This window comes from Streptomyces sp. NPDC018019 (genome assembly GCF_044327805.1).
Lineage (GTDB): Bacteria > Actinomycetota > Actinomycetes > Streptomycetales > Streptomycetaceae > Streptomyces.
Genome location: NZ_JBIRGD010000014.1, coordinates 39,751 through 57,585 on the forward strand (window position 1 = coordinate 39,751; position 17,835 = coordinate 57,585).

General features: G+C 69.8%; 15 protein-coding genes and 1 pseudogene. 7 read left to right on the top strand and 9 right to left on the bottom strand.

All coding sequences use genetic code 11. The features are described from left to right. Nucleotides 1-34: 34 nt before the first annotated feature. Both ACH4FX_RS22950 and ACH4FX_RS22955 read right to left on the bottom strand, forming a co-directional pair. Complete coding sequence (locus tag ACH4FX_RS22950) at nucleotides 35-1,531, bottom strand: SulP family inorganic anion transporter (RefSeq protein WP_398481730.1); 1,497 nt, start codon at nucleotides 1,529-1,531, stop codon at nucleotides 35-37. A gap of 14 nt (nucleotides 1,532-1,545) precedes the next feature. Continuing rightward, nucleotides 1,546-2,127, bottom strand: a complete 582-nt coding sequence (locus ACH4FX_RS22955) for a carbonic anhydrase (RefSeq protein ID WP_398481732.1) — start codon at nucleotides 2,125-2,127, stop codon at nucleotides 1,546-1,548. 782 nt (nucleotides 2,128-2,909) lie between these two features. On the opposite strand from ACH4FX_RS22955, the pseudogene ACH4FX_RS22960 reads away from it, so the two are divergent. Further along, nucleotides 2,910-3,261: pseudogene (locus ACH4FX_RS22960) on the top strand (SAM-dependent methyltransferase); the annotation flags it as partial. A gap of 768 nt (nucleotides 3,262-4,029) precedes the next feature. On the opposite strand, the gene ACH4FX_RS22965 reads toward ACH4FX_RS22960, so the two are convergent. The 7 genes from ACH4FX_RS22965 to ACH4FX_RS22995 form a co-directional block, all read right to left on the bottom strand. Next, nucleotides 4,030-4,812 carry a phosphotransferase family protein gene (locus ACH4FX_RS22965; protein WP_398481734.1) on the bottom strand — a complete coding sequence of 261 codons (783 nt, stop codon included), beginning with the start codon at nucleotides 4,810-4,812 and terminating at the stop codon, nucleotides 4,030-4,032. A 4-nt stretch (nucleotides 4,813-4,816) separates the two neighbouring features. Further along, nucleotides 4,817-5,287 carry an NUDIX domain-containing protein gene (locus tag ACH4FX_RS22970; protein WP_398481736.1) on the bottom strand — a complete coding sequence of 157 codons (471 nt, stop codon included), beginning with the start codon at nucleotides 5,285-5,287 and terminating at the stop codon, nucleotides 4,817-4,819. A 35-nt stretch (nucleotides 5,288-5,322) separates the two neighbouring features. Beyond that, nucleotides 5,323-6,909: a hypothetical protein gene (locus ACH4FX_RS22975; protein WP_398481738.1), complete on the bottom strand. Its 1,587-nt coding sequence runs from the start codon at nucleotides 6,907-6,909 to the stop codon at nucleotides 5,323-5,325. Further along, nucleotides 6,906-7,925, bottom strand: coding sequence for a glycosyltransferase family 4 protein (locus ACH4FX_RS22980; protein ID WP_398481739.1), 1,020 nt, complete (start codon nucleotides 7,923-7,925; stop codon nucleotides 6,906-6,908). Before ACH4FX_RS22980 ends, ACH4FX_RS22975 begins: the two co-directional genes overlap by 4 nt. After that, complete coding sequence (locus tag ACH4FX_RS22985; protein WP_398481741.1) at nucleotides 7,922-8,353, bottom strand: hypothetical protein; 432 nt, start codon at nucleotides 8,351-8,353, stop codon at nucleotides 7,922-7,924. Before ACH4FX_RS22985 ends, ACH4FX_RS22980 begins: the two co-directional genes overlap by 4 nt. Nucleotides 8,354-8,465: 112 nt before the next feature. Then, on the bottom strand, nucleotides 8,466-9,566 hold the full coding sequence (locus ACH4FX_RS22990) for a hypothetical protein (RefSeq protein WP_398481743.1): 1,101 nt from the start codon (nucleotides 9,564-9,566) through the stop codon (nucleotides 8,466-8,468). Beyond that, nucleotides 9,563-11,002, bottom strand: a complete 1,440-nt coding sequence (locus ACH4FX_RS22995) for a protoporphyrinogen/coproporphyrinogen oxidase (RefSeq protein ID WP_398481745.1) — start codon at nucleotides 11,000-11,002, stop codon at nucleotides 9,563-9,565. The genes ACH4FX_RS22990 and ACH4FX_RS22995 overlap by 4 nt, the downstream gene beginning before the upstream one ends. Nucleotides 11,003-11,432: 430 nt before the next feature. Between ACH4FX_RS22995 and ACH4FX_RS23000 the strand changes: the two genes are divergently transcribed. The 6 genes from ACH4FX_RS23000 to ACH4FX_RS23025 all read left to right on the top strand — a co-directional run bounded on the left by ACH4FX_RS23000 (nucleotide 11,433) and on the right by ACH4FX_RS23025 (nucleotide 17,597). Then, a complete protein-coding gene (locus ACH4FX_RS23000; RefSeq protein WP_398481747.1) occupies nucleotides 11,433-12,797 on the top strand; it encodes a helix-turn-helix domain-containing protein in 1,365 nt (454 codons plus the stop codon). 248 nt (nucleotides 12,798-13,045) lie between these two features. Then, entirely contained in the window at nucleotides 13,046-13,177 is a 132-nt protein-coding gene (locus ACH4FX_RS23005; RefSeq protein ID WP_398481749.1) for a hypothetical protein, read from the top strand. A gap of 1,092 nt (nucleotides 13,178-14,269) precedes the next feature. Beyond that, nucleotides 14,270-14,446 (top strand): helix-turn-helix transcriptional regulator, encoded by a 177-nt coding sequence (locus ACH4FX_RS23010; protein ID WP_398481750.1) that lies wholly within the window; start codon nucleotides 14,270-14,272, stop codon nucleotides 14,444-14,446. After that, nucleotides 14,443-15,864 carry a tyrosine-type recombinase/integrase gene (locus ACH4FX_RS23015; RefSeq protein ID WP_398481752.1) on the top strand — a complete coding sequence of 474 codons (1,422 nt, stop codon included), beginning with the start codon at nucleotides 14,443-14,445 and terminating at the stop codon, nucleotides 15,862-15,864. The genes ACH4FX_RS23010 and ACH4FX_RS23015 overlap by 4 nt, the downstream gene beginning before the upstream one ends. Nucleotides 15,865-16,466: 602 nt before the next feature. After that, nucleotides 16,467-17,168 (top strand): hypothetical protein, encoded by a 702-nt coding sequence (locus ACH4FX_RS23020; protein WP_398481754.1) that lies wholly within the window; start codon nucleotides 16,467-16,469, stop codon nucleotides 17,166-17,168. 126 nt (nucleotides 17,169-17,294) lie between these two features. Continuing rightward, entirely contained in the window at nucleotides 17,295-17,597 is a 303-nt protein-coding gene (locus ACH4FX_RS23025) for a helix-turn-helix transcriptional regulator (RefSeq protein ID WP_398481756.1), read from the top strand. Nucleotides 17,598-17,835 lie beyond the last annotated feature (238 nt).

Consider the following 17,835-nt stretch of genomic DNA (forward strand, 5'->3'; position numbering starts at 1 on the left):
CCGGTCCACCGTAAAGCTGTGCGGCTGGCGGGAGTTACTGGGCTGCCGGGGCCTTGTCGCCCGTTGCGGCGACCGTCGATGCGGTGATCTTGACCGGTTGCGTGGCGAGTGTGCTGTGTCCTTCGGCCCAGGTCTCCAGGGCGGTGCGGCAGGCGTGGTCCAGGTGATGCAGTCCGGTCAGGTCCAGCTCGACCGGCCGCTCGCGGGGCAGTGCTTCCAGACTGTCGAGGATCTTCGGCAGCCGCAGGAAGGTCGCGTAGCCCGACAGATACACCTGGACCGGCCCCGCGCCCTTGTCGACGATCTCCAGCCTGGTGTGCGAAGCCTCCCAGGCGCTCTTGATCACCGCCAGGGCCAGGCCGATGAGCACGCCCTCGAACATGTTCACCGCGACGATCGCCACGGCCGTGACCACGAGGATCAGCGCTTCGCTGCGGTGGCCCCGCCACAGTGCCGCGATCTGGCGGAACGGGATCAGTTTCCAGCCCGCGTGCACGAGGATGCCGGCCAGCGCGGGGATCGGGATCAGCGCCAGGGCGGACGGCAGGGCGGCGGCGAACAGCAGCAGCCACACACCGTGCAGCACCCGCGACGCCTTGGTCTTCGCGCCCGCGTTGACGTTGGCGGAGCTGCGTACGATCACCGCGGTCATCGGCAGGGCGCCGAGCAGGCCGCACACGGTGTTGCCGGTGCCCTGGGCGATCATCTCCTGGTCGTAGCGGGTGCGCGGGCCGTCGTGCAGCCGGTCCACGGCCGCCGCGCTGAACAGGCTCTCCGCGGAGGCGATCAGTGCGAACGCGATGATGGTCCCCCAGATGGCGGGGCCGGCCAGCTCGCCGAAGGCATCGGAGCCGGGCGGCTGGAGGACGCCGAGCAGCCCCTCCACCTGGACGGCGGCGACCGGCAGACCGAAGGCGAGAGTGGCGGTGGTGGCGAGCAGCACCGCCGCGAGGGCGCCGGGCACCGCCTGCGCCTTCCGCGGCAGCTGCTTCCACAGCACGACCACGGCGATGGTGCCCACGCCGATCGCGAGCGAGGCCAGAGCCTGGCTGCTGCCCAGGGCGTCGGCGAACGTCTTCGGGAGCCCCACGAGTTTGCCGATCCCGGAGCCCGGGGCGGTCAGGCCCGCCGCCGCGTAGATCTGGCCGGCGATGATCACCAGGCCGATGCCGCAGAGCATGCCCTCGACGACGGAGACGGAGATCGCCCGGAACCAGCGGCCCACCTTGAAGATGCCCATGGCGAGCTGGAGCAGCCCGGCGGCCAGCACGATCACGCCCAGCGTGGACACCCCGAACTCGCTGACGGCCTCGAAGACCAGCACGGTCAGGCCCGCGGCGGGCCCGGACACCTGCAGGCTGCTGCCGGGCATGCATCCGGTGACCAGGCCACCCACGATGCCGGTGACGAGCCCGAGCTCCGCCGGCACGCCGGAGGCAACCGCCACACCGACGCACAGCGGCACGGCGACCAGGAAAACGACGATGGACGCGGCGAAGTCCTGCCGCAGATAGGGGTACTTCGACACCATGGCCTCCCGTCTCCTCAGAGCGTCTCGAACGTGTCGGAGTGCGCGCGGTGTGCGAGCACGGTCCCGGTGTGCACCTCGTAGTACCAGCCGTGCAGCCGGAGTTGCCCCGCCTCAAGGCGCCGTTGGACACACGGGTAGGCACGCAGCCGCTCCAGCTGCGTCAGCACGTGGTGCTGCACGGCCTCGGCGACTGTCGGATCGGCCTTGTCGGAGCACCTGGGTTCGTCCGCGGCGTGCGCGAGCCAGCTACGCACGGCGGGCGCGGCGGACAGGTCGTCGTGGCGGACCACCGCGCCGACCGCGCCGCAGTGGGAGTGGCCGCACACCACGATGTGCTGGACACCGAGTACCTGCACGGCGTACTCGACCGTGGCCGCCTCACCGGTGGGCGCGGCGGGGGCGTACGCAGGGACGATGTTGCCCGCGGTGCGCAGCTCGAAGAGCTCTCCCGGCGCAGCGCCCGTGATCAGGGCGGGCACGACCCGGGAGTCGGAGCAGGTGATGAACAGCACCTCGGGCCACTGGCCCCCGGCCAGCTTGGCGAACGTCTCGGGGCGCTGTCCGAACATGCGGGCGTTGTCGATGAGGGATTGCATGCGGTCACTCCTCCTGGCCCCGCCGTGGGGCGCGTCGGGCTGACAGGACACAGAGGTGGGGGGTTGCTCTGCTGCCGCGCAGCAAAACGCTGTGGTGCGGCCGGTGAGTGGACGGTTATCCGGGACGCGGTGCGGTCTTACGCGACGCCGGGCCCGGCCGACCCGTACCGGGCCAAGACGCAGGGCCTGGCGACCAGGCCGACAACAGCTCCGGGCGCCGGAGTCCCGGTGGCCGGCGGGCCTGTCGTGCAAGGCCCTCCCGCAGGGCTTGGTCTCGGGCAGGGGCTTGGCCGTCGTGGTGTGACAGGACGTGTGTGCGGATGCGAAGGGCACCGAGGGCGTGACGAACGGAAAGGGGAGCAGGACGGCGCTGACAAGCGCAGCCCCGTCCGGGCCGTCCCGTCTCGGAGCATGTGTCCCTCCAGGAAGTCCACTACCTCTGGCGCGCGCCAACACGAAGTCAATTCCCGGTAAAGAAGATGATAGTCCGGCAAAGTCGCTTGCGGGGTTACCTCCGGGTTTCCAGCTGAAGGAGAACCTGCAAAACGAAAGTGGATGTGGTGTAAACCTGCCTGCTCGGCCGGGGCGCTCGACGGGCACGGCTGCCGCTGGCTGACTGACCGAGTCACTCCCTCGAACAGGAGTGGTGGCGGTGAAGCGTTCCGGCAGGGGTCCGCGTGGACTTCTTGGCGGTGGAGCCCGTGCTCTTCCTGGCGGGAGGCGTCTCCTCCGAGGCGACGGCCTTCTGGATGGCCCGCAGCGGGGCGACGGTGGCTTCCTCTCCCACCTGGCGGGCGGCCGTGGAGACGGTGCCGCGTCACCGGTTCGTGCCGGGGTGCTACCTGCCCGCCGATGGGCCCGACGGGCAGGGGCTGACGGTGTGGGAGCCGGTCACCGCCGAAGTCGGCTATGGCCGCTGGCTGGCCGCCGCGTACTCCGACACGACGCCGATCACGCACTTCGACGGCGACGAACCCAACTGGAAGAAACCCCAGGTGCGGCACGGCGGAGCACCCACCTCGTCGTCCACGCTGCCGTCACTGCCTGGTGCGGATGTGGGCGGACGCGGACGTGCAGGAAGGGCACACGGCGCTGGAGAACGGCACCGGCACCCGCTACTCCACCGCGCTGGCAGAGCCGGCCCCGGCCCGCCGCTCGTCGCGAGCGCCCCCCTGCGAGGAATGCGCACCATGCCCCTGTCCCTCCTTTCCCCGCGCGCCGGTGACCGTCCGCGCACCGGCTCGTTCCTCCCGCACCTGCATCTGCCCCCGGTCAGCCCCCGGGCCGTGCGGGAGGCCCTTCAGCGGTGGATGGCCGCCACGCTGGACGGCACCCGCCCGGGCCGCTCAGGGGTCTCCGTCCCCGACAGCTGGACCCTGCACCTGACGATCCCGCCCGCCGACGGCGCGGTGCTCATGCCGCCGCGCGGCACCGAGTTCGTCCACCTGCACGCCGACGGCAGCCTCCACCTCGCCCTTCACCCAGGCGCCCGCGATCACCCAACCACTGGGAATCACTTCGTGGCAGCTTCGGGAGGACAGGACACTCCTGGACGGAACGAACCTGCGCGCGCGTTCCACCCAACCTGCGGATTCACGCGCGGGTTCCCTGACATCCATCTCCAGGATTCCGCAAACTCGCGCGTTTCGAGGCGAACAGCCGCCAAGGTCAGGCCAGCCGAGGCGGAAGCTTGGGGAGCAACCCGGGCACGGCCGTACAACACGAAGAGGGCCCGGGTTGGGGCCCTCTTCGTTACCGCCCTGGCAGGGCACGGCAACACAACCGTACGACAGCTCCGCGAGTCGTCCCGTTTCGCAGAGCTACTCCGCCTTCAGCGGTTACGGGCCCACCCCCGATCACTCGTGTGCCATGACGGCACGTCGAGGCGGCGAGGTCTGTAGGTCATTGTGCGCAGCGGGACGGGCGGGCAGTGAGGGACAGGGCGTGTGCGCGGACGTCGAGGTCGGTGGCCAGGGCTGCATCGGCGAGGAGGTGGAGGCGCCAATAGAGGTCCAGACGCTGCCGGTCGGCTGGAGTGGCCCCGTGGGCGAGTAAGGCCTGCGGCGAGGGCAGGCGTAGGCGTACGGCGAGGCGGGCGCGGTCGGAGATCGGGTCGCCGAAGGCGGCAAGTTCCCAGTCCAGCAGGAGCCGCAGACCACCCGTGGTGCGGACGAGGTGCCCGGTCTGGAGGTCGTGGTGGAGCAACCGTGGCTCGGTGTCGAGGTTCACCCGGTCAAGGTCTCGGCGGAGGGCCGCCGCGGTGGCAGCGAGACCGGGTGCTGCGGCCGTGTAAAGGTTCAGGCGGTCGTGGAGGTAGGCGCGCCAGGTGGGGTGGCGGGTGGCTCCGGCGAGACGCCCGAAGTGAGTTCCGACGATGGCGTGGACCGCGGCGAGCGGGTCGGCGAGGTCATCCGGGAACCGTTCGGTGGGGACGGGACGGGCCTGAACGGCGCTCTGCGCGGTCCAGGCCGGCTGCCCCTTCACGTCGGCGTCGAGCAGGCGGGGGGCGGGGGCACGGTGGTGGGTCAGGAGCCGGAGGGCAGCGGTTTCGTTGGCGGCGCGGGCCGGGTCGCTGTAGTGCTTGAGGACGTACGGCTCGCGCCCGCCGATGTACCAGACGCGGTTGGCCTGACCGGTGGTGATGTCGGTGGCGCTGTCGGGGACGCGGCCGTCGATCCTCCCCATGGCGTCAGGCGAGGTCGCCGAGGTAGCGGGCGGGGGACTCGCCGTGTGCGAGGTCGGCGATCGGGGTGCGCAGGCCGTGGGGCAGCAGGTTGAGGGCGGGTACCTTCTCCAGTTCCACCCAATCCAGACCGGTCTGCACGTCGTCTTCGGCGTGGCCGCCGAGTGTGTCCGGGTTTCCCTCGGGCCGGCACAGGAAGATCGCTTCGACCCGGTGGTCTTCTGGGGCGCCGCCGTGGCGGGCGCCGATGTACTCGCGCAGCCACAGCAGACGCTCGGGTGTGACGTCCAGGCCGGTCTCTTCGCGGACCTCGCGGCGGACCGTGGCGTCGAGGTCCTCTCCGGGGTGCTGGCCGCCGCCGGGCAGGAAGTAGCAGTCCTGGCCCTCCCAGCGGGCGCGCTGGAGCAGGACACGACCGTCGTGGAGGATGACGGCCTTGGCCGCGTTGCGGACGGTCGCGGTAACGGGTTCAGCCACAGAAGGCTCCACTCGTGTTCAAGGGTTGGGGCGGTTCAGCGTTCAGTCTTACCGAAGCCGGGGCGGCGTCCGGTGGCCTTGGCCCCGATCACCCGCCAGGGCCCGGCCAGCCGGATGAAGGGCTGGAGGGGGCTGGCCGTGATGAGCGAAATCTGTCGCGCTGCGGTGGAGCGCGGTGCCAACCCGAGGGTGGCGGGCGGGGTGACGCGGCGGTGCAGGGCCGGTGCCAGGGTGAGCAGTCGGGCGGTGGTGACAGGACCGTGCAGCAGGACACCGGCTACCGCGAGCCCGGCCCACCAGGGCCCGGCCCACCAGGCGCTGGCCACGGCTACGGTCAGCAGCGGGGCGCCGAGGAGCCAGGCAGCTTCGTCCGCCCACTCCCGCAGCATCAGGGCGGTCCTGGCCGGGCGGGAGAGGCTGCTGGGCAGGTGGGCGACGGCGCGGGCATGGCGGTCGGGCCGGGCGGAGGCGGCGTATGCGAGCGCATGGAGGTTCGTCAGTCCGGTGGTGTCGGTGTAGGGCTCGTCCAGGACCAGGGCGGTGGCCGGTGCGAAGTCGGCGCCGAGGAGGGAGAGGCGGTGTCCGGTGCCGAGGTCTTCCATCGGTTCGGGGAAGCCGCCGAGCCGGCGCAGGGCGGGGAGGTGGACGGCCATGCCGCAGCCGACGGCGTAGACCATCGGCCGCAGCCACATCCGGACCGTCGCCGGGAGCCCGGAGCGGGTGAGCCACTGGTGAAGTCGTACGCGGGCGAGTTCGATGCCCAGGGAGCGCCGCAGTTGGTAGACCCATTCCTCGCTCAGCAGCAGGCCGGCCAGGCCGCGCGGGAACGGGCGGCGGGCCAGCAGCGGGAGCCGTTGTTGCTGGATCAGTGCCGGCGTCCGGCCGGCGGAAGCCCGGTGGTTGGCGGCGGCGTCGGCAAGAGCGGTCAGGGTGGCCCGGTCGGGGACGGCGTCGGCGTCGTAGACCAGGACGAAGGTGTCGTGGGCGTGGGCGTCCTCGCGCCAGCCGAGCGGCCCGAGGATGTCGGGCAGGTGGTCGAGGGCGAAGTTGAGCTGTCCGGGCTTTCGGCCGCCGACGTCGGGCTGGTGCAGGTGCACCAGCGGCAGCCCCTGCAGGTGGCTGGCGGTCAGGGTGGTCACGATGTCGGGGGTGCTCGGCTCGGCGTCGAACAGTTCGGTCAGCACGGTCAGGCGTTCGCCGCGCGGTGCGACGTTCACGGTCTCGGCGACCGTCTGGCAGCGCGAGGCGGGGAACAGGCCCCGCAGCTGGGCGGCCGCCAGTGTGGGCAGCGCGGCGAGTTCGTGCAGGCGTCCGCGGTGCCGGGCGCGGCTGGTGTGCTCGCGTTCGGTGGTGATGACCACGACGGCCGCGCGGCCGGTGGGGTAGTCGAGGCCGGTGAATGCGGCGATCGCCGCGGCGGCGACGGTCTGTTCGCGCAGCATCGGCAGCAGCACCACCAGCCACGGCGCCGGTCCGTGCACGTCGGCGGGGCGGGGCGCGGAGGCGGACAGCAGCCAGCGCGCACTCGCCTCGACCGCCAGGGCGGCCCACAGCGCGCGGGCCAGCAGCCCGGTCGCGAGAGCTGGCACCACGACGTCCAGCCACACCTCGGCGGCGCTCATGCTTCCTCCAGCAGCCGGTAGACGGCGCGCACGTCGTCGGCGACCCGCGGCCAGGCGAAGTGCTCGGCCCGCGCGCGGGCGGACGCGCGCCGTACGGTGTGCGCGGCGGTGCCCAGCTCGGCGAGGAGTGTGTCGGCGGCATTGGCTGTGGCCGTCGCGTCGCAGGGCGGAACGAGGACGGCGGCCGGGCCCTTGCCGGCGTAGTGCCGGATGCCGCCGATGTCCGTGACGACGGCCGGGGTACCGCAGGCGAGGGCTTCCAGCAATGCGTTGTTGGCGCTCGCCCCTGTCAGGGGCAGCAGCAGGAACGCCGCCCGCCGGTAGAGGGCGATCAGCTCCTGTTCGCTGATGCCTTCCAGGACGCGGGCGGCCGGGTGCCAGGGGCGCGAGGCCGCCTGCCGGGTGACGACGGTCAGCTCGATGTCCTGGCCGTGGCGGCGGTGCAGGAGGCTGTGGACGGCATCGAGGGTTTCGAAGTCGCGCAGCCACCAGCCGACCGTCAGCACCAGCGGTCGGACGGGCTGCGACGGGATGTCGGCGGGGGTGAAGGCGGCGGTGTCGATGCCGTGCGGCACCAGGTGCACCCGCTGGGCCGGGAGCAGGTCGCAGAAGAACGCCTGCTGGTGAGGGGCGAGGACGATGATCTGGGCGGCCCGCGCGGCCAGGGACCGCCACACCCGGGTCGGCAGCAGCTTCGCGAGCTGGTCGGGCGGCTGGTGGTAGGTGACGGCGGTCGGCCCGGTGCGGTGGCGGGAGAACCAGAACTGCTCGTCCCCGTACAGGACGTGCGCCGGCTGGCGGGAGGCGAGGACGCGCAGGTCGGTGGCGAAGTGCTCGGCCGGGTAGAACGGCAGCGGGCAGCGGGACCCGAGTACGCGGTGGGCGGCCGTGAAGACCCTTCTCGCACTCGGGTGGTGGGGCGGGGCGATGCGGCGGACTTCGGGCAGGTGGTCCAGGAGGCGGTCGTAGCCGCCGTGGGCGGTGTGCCAGGGCACGCGGACGACGGAGGCGATCACGCGCGTCCCCTTCCTGTGGCGGGCAGCAGGCCGAGCCGGCTCAGCTGCGGGGGGATGGCGGCGGGCCGCTCCAGGCGCACCACCGTCATCCCGGCCGTGTGGTCGGGGTGCAGGCGTGCGGACCAGCGGCGGCGGTGCCGGTGGTGGTGCAGCGGTCCCCAGAGCAGGATGGAGTCTGCAGCCAGCAGATGGCGGTAGGTCTCCCGGTTTCCGGCGAACAGCTCTTCTCCGGTGGCGGCCCGGCGCAGCGAGCGGTTGACCAGCCGGGGCAGGCACACGCGCAGCGGCAGGTCGAGCCACAGGACCAGCTCGGCGCGGCCCAGAAGCATCTCGGCGACCTCGCCGCCGTAGTTGCCGTCCGCGATCCACGCCGGGTCGGCGAGGCGGTCACGGACGCCCTTGTGGAAGACGGGGGCATCCAGGGGCAACCAGTTCGGTCCCCAGAACAGCTCGTCGAGGTCGATGCGGGGCAGGCCGGTGTGGGCGCGCAGATCGCTGCAGCCAGCGTCGACTTCCCGGAGGCGACCGGCCCGACCAGGGCTATGCGGCTGGGCGCCACGTAAGCCTCCCCGTCACCGCGTCGGCGATCTTCTCCAGCAGGCCAGGGCTGTGCACGCCGGCCGTGACCTGGAGGACGGGCACCGTGGCGACGAGGCCGTCGATGAGGGCGGCGGCCTGGCGGGCCAGGGCGTCCACGGGCCGGGTCCGCCCGGCGAACCAGGGCTCGATCCAGTCCTCGTCGTGCGGGGTGCAGCACACCGCGGCGAGGGCCATGCGGGCGCGCCCCGACCCGAGGACGCGGCTGCTCAGCACCTGGTCGTCGTTGCGCAGGCGGGGGATGACAACGAGTCGCAAGGGCGCTGTCTCCCGTACGCGGGAGGCGAAGGCGCGGGCGAACGCGTGTGGCGTCAGGACTGCTTTACCGGCGCTGCCGAAGCCTTCGGGCAGGTCGTGCGGGTTCGGCAGGTCTTCGCGCGGGCCCAAGGCGGACAGGGTGCCCCTGCCGATCCGGACGGAGATCGGCACGCCGGCCACCAGGCCCGCGCCGGCGGTCACCAGGGCCCGGTCGGAGGCGATCAGATCGGCCCCGGGGTGGGCGGCCAGCGCGGTGAGCACGGTGGTCTTGCCCGCCCCGGAAGGGGCGGCGATGAGCACGCCGTGGTCGTCGAGGGCGGTGGCCGCGGCATGGAAGGTGATCCAGCCGCGGCTCTCGGAGCACCGCAGGACGACCTCGCGCACGACGCGCATCAGGTACCGCTCGCCGCGCTCGGCGCCGGGTTTCAGCAGTACCGTCTGCCGGCCCGCCGCGTCGCGGGCGTAGAGGTGGTCGGGGGGTAGGTGCGTGCCGGGGGCGGGACGCCACCAGGTGGTGCCGTCGAATTGGCAGCGGCGGTACGGCTCGCCGCGGAACGGCACCACGGTCAGCGATGCGGCGCGCGCGGCGCAGGCCATGCGGTCCTGGAAGAGGGCCGCGTCGTGGCGGACCCGGACGGCCGTCTCCTGCCCGCAGGCGGGGGCGAGCTCGTGCTCGGGGACGAAGGCCCGGAGGTAGCGCTCCTGGGCGGCGGCGAAGACCAAGTCGGTGGCAAGGTGGAAGCGGTGCCCGGCGAAGAGCGCCGCGGTCGTCATCGTGCCGGTCATGACCGGCACCCCACCCGGGCCGCTGACACGCAGGCACCCAAGGGGGCGGAGGCGAGGAGTTCCTCGCGCGTTCCGTTCACCAGGCGGCGGGCGATGTCGATGCCCATCTTGACCGCGTGGTCCATGTTGCCGATTTCGTAGCGCCAGGTCCCGAACCTGCCCCGGGGGTAGATGCCGCGCGTTTCCATCCACGGCATCACCTGCGCCAGGACCTCGTCCCGCCCCAGGGTGGGGACCGGGTAGGCGCACGGGATCAGCTCGACATGGGCGCTGGCGAGCGGCGCCTGCGCCGGCACCAGGCCGTGACGGCGAAGGGCCTGGTCGCACGAGCGGACCAGAGCATCGCGGTCGAGGCCCTGGCCGGCGGCGAGGGAGGTCTCGGTCATCCAGGCGCTGTAGGTGCCCACCTCGGCGCCGGGGACGTTGGCGGGCGCGTACTTGCTGAAGTTCGTGGCCCGGTAGAAGGGCACGTCGGGCTGCGGGAAGTACAGCCACGACCTCGTGTCGGTGGTCGGTGTCCGGTAGCCGAGGCCGACCATGGCCACGGTGGTGTGCCGCAGGCTCCTGGCGGCCCTCCTGAGCGGGGCCGGGCAGGTGGCGGTCATGGCGGCGAGCTGGTCCAGCGGTCCGGTGGCCACAAGGCGGTCGTAGCCGATCCTCTCGCCGCCGGCGAGGGTAACGGACCGGGCCGCCGGATCGACAGCAACCGCGCGAGCCCGGGTGCGCAGGCGGCCGGCGCCGATGCGGGCGGCGAGCCGGTGCCAGATCTCGCCGGTGCCGCCGGACGCGGGAAAGGCGAAGGTGGCGTTCGGGCCCCACCGGCGCGCGAGTGCCGTGGTACCGGCGAACGCGGCGAGGATCTCCTCGATATCGACGGGAGCCACCCGCTCGGCCACCCATGCCGAGCCCATGGTCTCAAGTGGCGTCGCCCAGACCTTGGTGTTGTACGGGGCGAAGAAGCGGTCCACCAGGGCCTGGCCGTACACCGTGACCAGCCACGTCGCGAAGTCCGCCGTGGCCGCGGAGCCGCCGGGGGCGTCGGGGCGGGCTGCGAGGAGATCACGCAGGCAGGCCGCCGCGTCCTTCGACGGGAGGTGATGGAGATGCTGCTGGAAAGGGTAGGGCGTCCATCCGTCGCCGTAGCGGACGTAAGAGGAACGGTCGTGATGCAGCAGCTCCCCGTCGGTGAAGAGTTCGGCCAGCAGCCGGTCGAACTCGCCGAAGTGGGAGAAGACCACGTGGCCGCCCAGGTCCCAGGTGAAGCCAGCCGCGTCCACCACGGAGGAGGCGAGTCCGCCCGGTGCGGAGGCGGCCTCCAGCAGCAGGAAGCCGCGGTGGCCAAGGCGAGTCAGCTCATCGGCGCAGGCAAGACCGCACGGGCCGGCCCCGAGTATGACGATCCGGCCGCTGTCCGGCGTGTGCGCGCAGCGGGGCATTATGCCCTCCTTCGATCAGCAGACGACGTGGACACGCCCAGCCCCGGGGATGGGCGGCGTTGCGACGGCAGGAATTCAGCTCAGGCGTGCGGCAGCAGGATCGCTGCCCGCCCGAGGGGCGAAGGTTCAGGGAGACGGGAGCTGGTCGGGGGCGGCGGTGGCCGTCACCCCCGCCTCGAAGACGGCGAGTGTAGGTTCTGAGACGGCCCGTCATGGCTCACAGCCGGACCGGACACTGGCGAGTCGCAGCGCGAGGCTCACGGCGGCCCGCCAGTGTGGCTTCGTCAGTCTCGGGCATCAGCGGACGCCGGGTAAGGCACCACGGTGAAAGGCTCAACTCCTCTGCGTCATCCGCAAGTTATCTGCGTGCGTCCCGATGCGGACGGAAGGGTATAGCCCCATAGACGTGCTCTCGCCGCGAGGAGGCACCGTGGGCATCACATCCCTGAATGCTGCTTCGTTAAGTCCTGACCCCGGCGCGCTGATACGGGGCAGACGAGGCGCCCGGCGGCCGAAGATGACCCAGGCGCAGCTCGCGGTACTCGTGGGCTACTCCGCTTCGTGGGTCTGCCGCGTCGAAGCCGGCGAGATCATCCCGCCGGGGGTGACGCTGCTGCGCATCGCCGCCGCTCTGGGCATTCCACCGGATGAGCTGTTCCGTGCCGCTCACCCACCGGAGCGAGACCCGGCCCCAGATGTGCCAAGCCCAGGCGGCTCCCGTACGACGGCCGCTACGGTGACCACGGGGACCAGCGAGAGCCAGCAGGAGGGCACCGTGCGGCGCAGGGGTTTTCTCACCGGAGCAGCGGGGATCAGCGCTGTCCTAATCACCGGCACCCGGGCGGTCGCGGAACCACCGGGCGAACTGGGGGCATGGCTGGAAACAACCCTGTTCAACCTGCCCGCCACCGGGCCCGTGCCGATCAGCCAGCTCGAACAGGCCCTGGGCCGGGCGCGTGAAGACTTCCGCCACACCCGTTACCAGACCCTGAGCACCGAACTGCCCCTGCTCCTCGCCGCCGCCGACGCGACCCGCGACCACCTCACCGGCCACGCCAGGGAGCGAGCCAATGCCTTGGCCTCCTACGCCTACAGCCTCGCAGGAGAACTCGCCAGCAAACAACGGTCCGAAGCGACATGGGTCGCGGCGGACAGAGCCTTGACCGCTGCTCGCGCCTGCGGCCGGCCCGCCCCGCTCGGTGAAGCCACCCGCATGCTGTCCGTCGCCATGCGCCGCGCTGGCCGCTACCGCCAAGCCACCGATCTCCTGCTCCGCACCAGCCGACAGCTGGCCGACGACCCTACCGACCAGGCCCGGGCAGTACGCGCGGCGATGCTGCTGACCTGCGGATACACCTGTGCCCACTACGGAGACCGCACGGCCGCCCTGGCCCTGGTGGACGAGGCCCAGGAGATCGGACAGCGCATCTCCTACGGCCCCAACCTGGACGGCGCCACCATCCAGGCCACCCGCGCGCAATGCCAGAGCTTCCGCCTGAGCATCTACAACAAGCTCGGGGTACCAGACGAGGCCGTCCCGATCGTCGGAGGCATCGACGCGACCGCCTTCCCGACCGCCGAGCGTCGAGCCCGCTTCCACACTGATGCCGCCCGCATGTATCACCAGCTCGGCGACGACACCCGCACCTTTGCTTCCCTTCGTGCCATCGAACGCCAAGCGCCCGAGGAGGTCCGGCGCCCGTCGGTCAAAGCCCTCACCACAGACCTGCTCTACTCCTCGCACCAGCCCGGACTGAAGGAGTTCGCGGCACGGACAGGGGCACTGAAGAGCTGATCACGTGAGCGTCCGTGAGATACGACATGCCGCGAAGGGCAGCGGTCCGGCCATTCCACCTGCGCCCCCGAGGGCGGCGCAGCCCGCGTGCTTCGACACCGGCGGTACCACTTTCCGTCCCGCCCGGGAAGCGGTGGTCCGGGTGGGGTGGGAGCGATGCCAGCGCCTCTCGGCTCTAGCGTCAACTTCCTGATTCTTCTCCCCGAGCGGAGGCCGCTGAGCGGCAGCGCTGGGAGCGGATCTGCGACGTGTGGCAGCTGAAGATGCACTACGACAAGGGCGACGACAGCTGTGATCACCTGTTCCGGGCGGCCTCGGTGCTGATCGGCTGGTGGTACCGCACCCGCGAGCTCGTCACCGAAGCCCTCACGGGCGGCTGAGCGGCTCTTCGCCGACGGCGGCCACCGCCTCCTGCGCGCTCCGACAGGCTCTTTCCCCGGCGACGGCGGCGCCGCGGGCCTCCGGTTTGATCGTTACCCGCGGCTGTATGGTCCTCTCTTCCACCCCGCCGCGGTCGGACGCCCGCCCTCAGATAACAAGTGGCTCAGGCATTTTCTGGACGACGAGGTGCCGGGCCTGGCCATGCCTGACAGCTATGAATTGCCCCGTCGCCACCTGGTAGTGGTAGTGCTCTCTCCGGCCACCCGACCGAAAGCGATTCGAGTGACTCGTCATCGCGCAGCTTGCTTTCGGTATTCGAGACTGGCTTGCTTCGAAACGGCTCTTGCCGACGAGTCTGTGCACTTGCGCTTGGGTGGCATTCGCTCACGGCAGACGAGAAAGAGGCCCAGGGGGCTGGAACCTTCCTTGGTGGCATGTCAACGTATAAGCATGCCGAAAAACAGTAGGTCAGCGCAGATTTAAAGTCTGCGCTGAGCGCTCCGGTGCCAGCATCTCTGTGCTGTGCTGTCTTCTCGTCGAGCCCTGCCCCAAGGAACCCCTACCCGAATGCTGCATTTCGAGTCACCTGCTTCAACTCTGCCTATTCTTCGGCGCTTCCCCCTCTGTGTCGCTTTACGCCCGGCAAGTTTGATGAAGCCGTAAACGACGCGCTTTCGAGCATGTGCTGGCCGGTGCTATGTCCTGAGCGGTCAGCCGCTTAGCTGCAACGCAGCCGAACTGACGCAACGGTCGGGCTGGGTGATACATAGCAGCTAACCCCCGGTTAGCCAAACCGGGGATGGGCGGCAGAATTGTTGGTGTCCGCGCTCGGTTGCGCTTGGCGGTGGAGCCGTCGCGAATGCAGTGAATAGCGCCATGAAGTGGGTTCGTCGCTGAATGAGCGGGGACGCACCGGTGCTGTCCGTTCTGTAGTCGCCCAGCGCGCTGATTCGTAAGGATTCTCGCCCCGTGTGCCGATATGTAAGGCCCCCTGCCATTTTCCCGCCCGGTCAGCAGCTTCTGGACGAATCCCCGGGGTTCGCGCAGCACGGTCAGGCGCAGGTGGTCTCGTGGCGGTAGCTACGCGGTCGGTGCAGAAGCTGACGGTAGATGAAGTGTGCGCTGAGCTGCAGGTCGCCCGGTCAACGTTCTATGACTGGCGGCAAAAGGGGCGGGCGCCTCGCTGTATTCGACTGCCCAACGGAGCCCTGCGGGTGCGCCGTGACGACCTTGAAAATTGGCTTACTGATTGCGAGGATAGTTTTTGATAGATAGCACGTTTGACGTTCGGGTCTACAACATCGAGCGGCGTGAACGAGCGAACGGCTATACATACAAAGTTGTTTGGAAGGTCGGCACCAAGAAACATAGCAAGACGTACGGCACTAAAGCGCTAGCGGATGCCCGCCGCTCTGAGCTCCTGACCGCAGTCAAGCGTGGTGACCCCTTCAACCTGGATACCGGTCTGCCGATCTCGCATGCTAGCAAGGCTGCGGAGACCAATTGGTATGACTTCGCTGTCGGCTTCGTCGACCAGGTCTGGCCACATGCCTCGGGGAATAATCGTAAGACTGTCGCCAAGGTGATGACCACGGTGACCATCGCCCTGCTTCGGACCCCAGCGAAGCAGTTCGATGCGGTTCGCGTCCGTACGGCACTGCGTGAGTGGGCCTTCAACGCCAAGCGGCGGAACAATCCGCGAGAGCCCATCCCGGACGACGTCCGAGTTGTCCTGGACTGGGTTCAGCGGAACACCCTGCCGATGTCCGCTTGGGAGAAGACCGAGAAGGTCGACGCAGTGATCACTGCCCTCGGAACGCGGCTGGACGGCACCGCGGCGGCGGCTAGCTCCGTGTCCCGAAACCGGCGGGTCATGAACCTGGTCATGGAGGATGCCGTCCGGCGCGGCATCCTTCGGACGAATCCGCTGCCCAAGGGGAAGGGCAAGGGTGGTGGTGCCCCGAAGGCGGCCCAGGCCATCGACAAGCGCGTGCTACTGAATCAGCAGCAGGTAACCGCGCTTCTCGACTGGATCGGTAACCGACCGCGCCACGGAGCCGTCTACCAGGCGTTCTTCGCAACGCTCTGTTACGCCGGCCTTCGTCCCGAGGAGGCCGTCGCTTTGCGCGTCGCTGACGCCTACCTCCCGCCGCCCGGGGCATTGGACGAGGACGGCGAACTCATGTGGGGCGAGTTCGTGGTGCACCAAGCTCAGCCGGAGGTCGGCAGTCAGTGGACCGACACGGGGGACCCCCACGAACAGCGCTACCTGAAGGGCCGAGCTGACGGCGACACGCGTACGGTACCGATCCATCCTGATCTTGTCTCACTGCTGCGCGCGGTCATCAAGCGTCACAAGCTGCGCCCGGCCGACCTCCTCTTCCCAGGAGAAAGGAAGGGGGGCATGTTGGCCGGATCTGTCTTCCGGCGACTGTGGCGCAAGGCCCGCAAAGCGGTCCTTGCGCCACACGAGTACGAGTCGCCAGCTGGTAGGCGGGTGTATGACTGCCGACACATCTGTCTTACTGCCTGGCTGAATGGGGGCATCCCGCCGGCCCAGGTGGCTGCATGGGCGGGCAACAGCGTGCCGGTCCTGCTCGCGATTTACGCTCGTTGCATCGGTGGACGACAGGCCGACTACTTGAAACGGATCTTCGCCATCCGCTACGTACCGGCAGCAGCATGAAGCGGCCTGGGCCCCACCGTGGTGGGGCCCAGGCCGCTTCATGGCATGCCCGCGAGCCGTCGGGGACAGGCCGCGGGCCGGATGATTCCGGGGGACGCATGGGGGACAGACACCCGTAGAGGCACGCGTTCAGACGGGGCCAGCCGGACTCCGCCCCCTGCGGAGGGGCGAAGGCCGATTCGCCCGGAAGGCCACAAAGGCGTCGCTGACCTGCGGAAACGTTACGCAACCGATCGACGATCGGTGGCGCCCCCGGCAGGACTCGAACCTGCGGCCAAGTGCTTAGAAGGCACCTGCTCTATTCCGGCAGTTTAGTCCGTTCGGGGAGAGCGCTGTGGTGGGGCGAGCGCTTTCGGTAGTCGGCAGGGCGGTTTGCCGACGGCAGAAGTATCGAGGCCGAGAGGGACTGGAATAGCGCGGCGAAGCAAGTGAACTTAGAACAGGACCGGAAGAGCGTAGCCGTAACCGGCGGAAGGTAGCACGGGATCGCCGGTTAGCTAAGCCGGTATTTCTCCTCATCATTGAAGAGGTTCGGTCGTTGCGCGAATGCGTGCGGTGGCCGAACGGTTGTGTCTACCGCCCCGAGACTAAGGAGGCTGCTCATGGCTGCAGCTAATGAGGACGAGTTGTTTCTTCTCACCGATCGGCAGTGCTCATCGATCTTGGACTGGGCTGCCGAGCAACCGCGGAACGGAGGTGTGCTGCAAGCCTTCCTGGCGTCCCTCGCGCTCGCGGCGCTGCAGCCGAAGGAGGCGCTGGCGCTACGCGCCCGAGACATGGAACTTGCGGACAACGGCAGTGGTGTGTTGCTGATAGGCCCCCAGGAACAGAAGCACCGGAGGGAGGCATCCGGCGACGCGGGCACCATACGACGTGTTCCCGCCTGCACGGAGTTGGTGGCGATCCTCAAGGAGGAGATCACACGTCGCGATCTCCGCCCCCACGACGCGATCTTCGTCCTCGACGATGGGCGAGCGCTGACCGCCCCGGTCTACCGGAAGATCTGGCAGCAGGCGCGGGCTGCGGTGCTGGAAGCGTACGAAATCGACTCTCCACTCGGCAGGAACATCTCGGCCCTGCGTGACACGTGCATCGCAGCATGGCTGACCAACGGCGACCAGACCGCGGCACACATCCTCGCGGTGGCCGAGTGCGCCGGAATGAGCGCTCCTCGTCTTGCCGAACGCTTCGCACAGTGCCTTCGCAAGCCGATGCCCGATGAAATCCCTTGGGACCGGATGAAGGCTGCCTTCCGCATTCCTGGCCCGCCGAGCGAACCCGCCCTGGCTGCGCGCCGCCCATAGCGCCGCTTCGAGCTGCGACTCGTCCCGCGTTTCCTTCCTGCACCACCACCGGGCAACGGGTGGATGGAGAACTGCTGCTCCGCCCACCCGGGCCCGCTTCCTGCCGTCACTCATAGAGAAGCACCCATGTCTGCCCGAACTTCGCTTACCGCCACTGCTACCCCAGGTGCCGTACGCACGGCCTTCCTGACCGTGAAGGACGCCGCCGACTACCTCGGCCTCTCACCCCACACCCTCTACGTCTGGCGCCACCGCCGACAGGGGCCCCCGAGCTTTCGCATGGGCCCACGCGGCCGCGTCATGTACCGACGGGAATCCCTCGACGCCTGGGTCCGCGAGCAGGAGCAGGCCGACTCGCGCTCCAACGCGGCCCTCAACCCGCTACTCGCTCCTCATCAGAAGCGGACCACCCGTCTCACCAGTGCCTGACGCTCCACGCGTCAGAGAACGCCACCTTCGTTCACTACACCAAGGAGTCCGACCTGGCCGGCTACATAGAGGACCGGTGGCTCAAGAAACGCCCCAACCCAACGACCGGCAAGCGCGAACGCACGACCCTGTACGGCAAGTGCACCCGCTACCGCGTCAAGGGCATCCCCGGCATCAGGGACCGCTCCTTCGATGCCCTCCAGGACGCCAAGAGCTGGCTCGCCCAGGCCCAGACCGA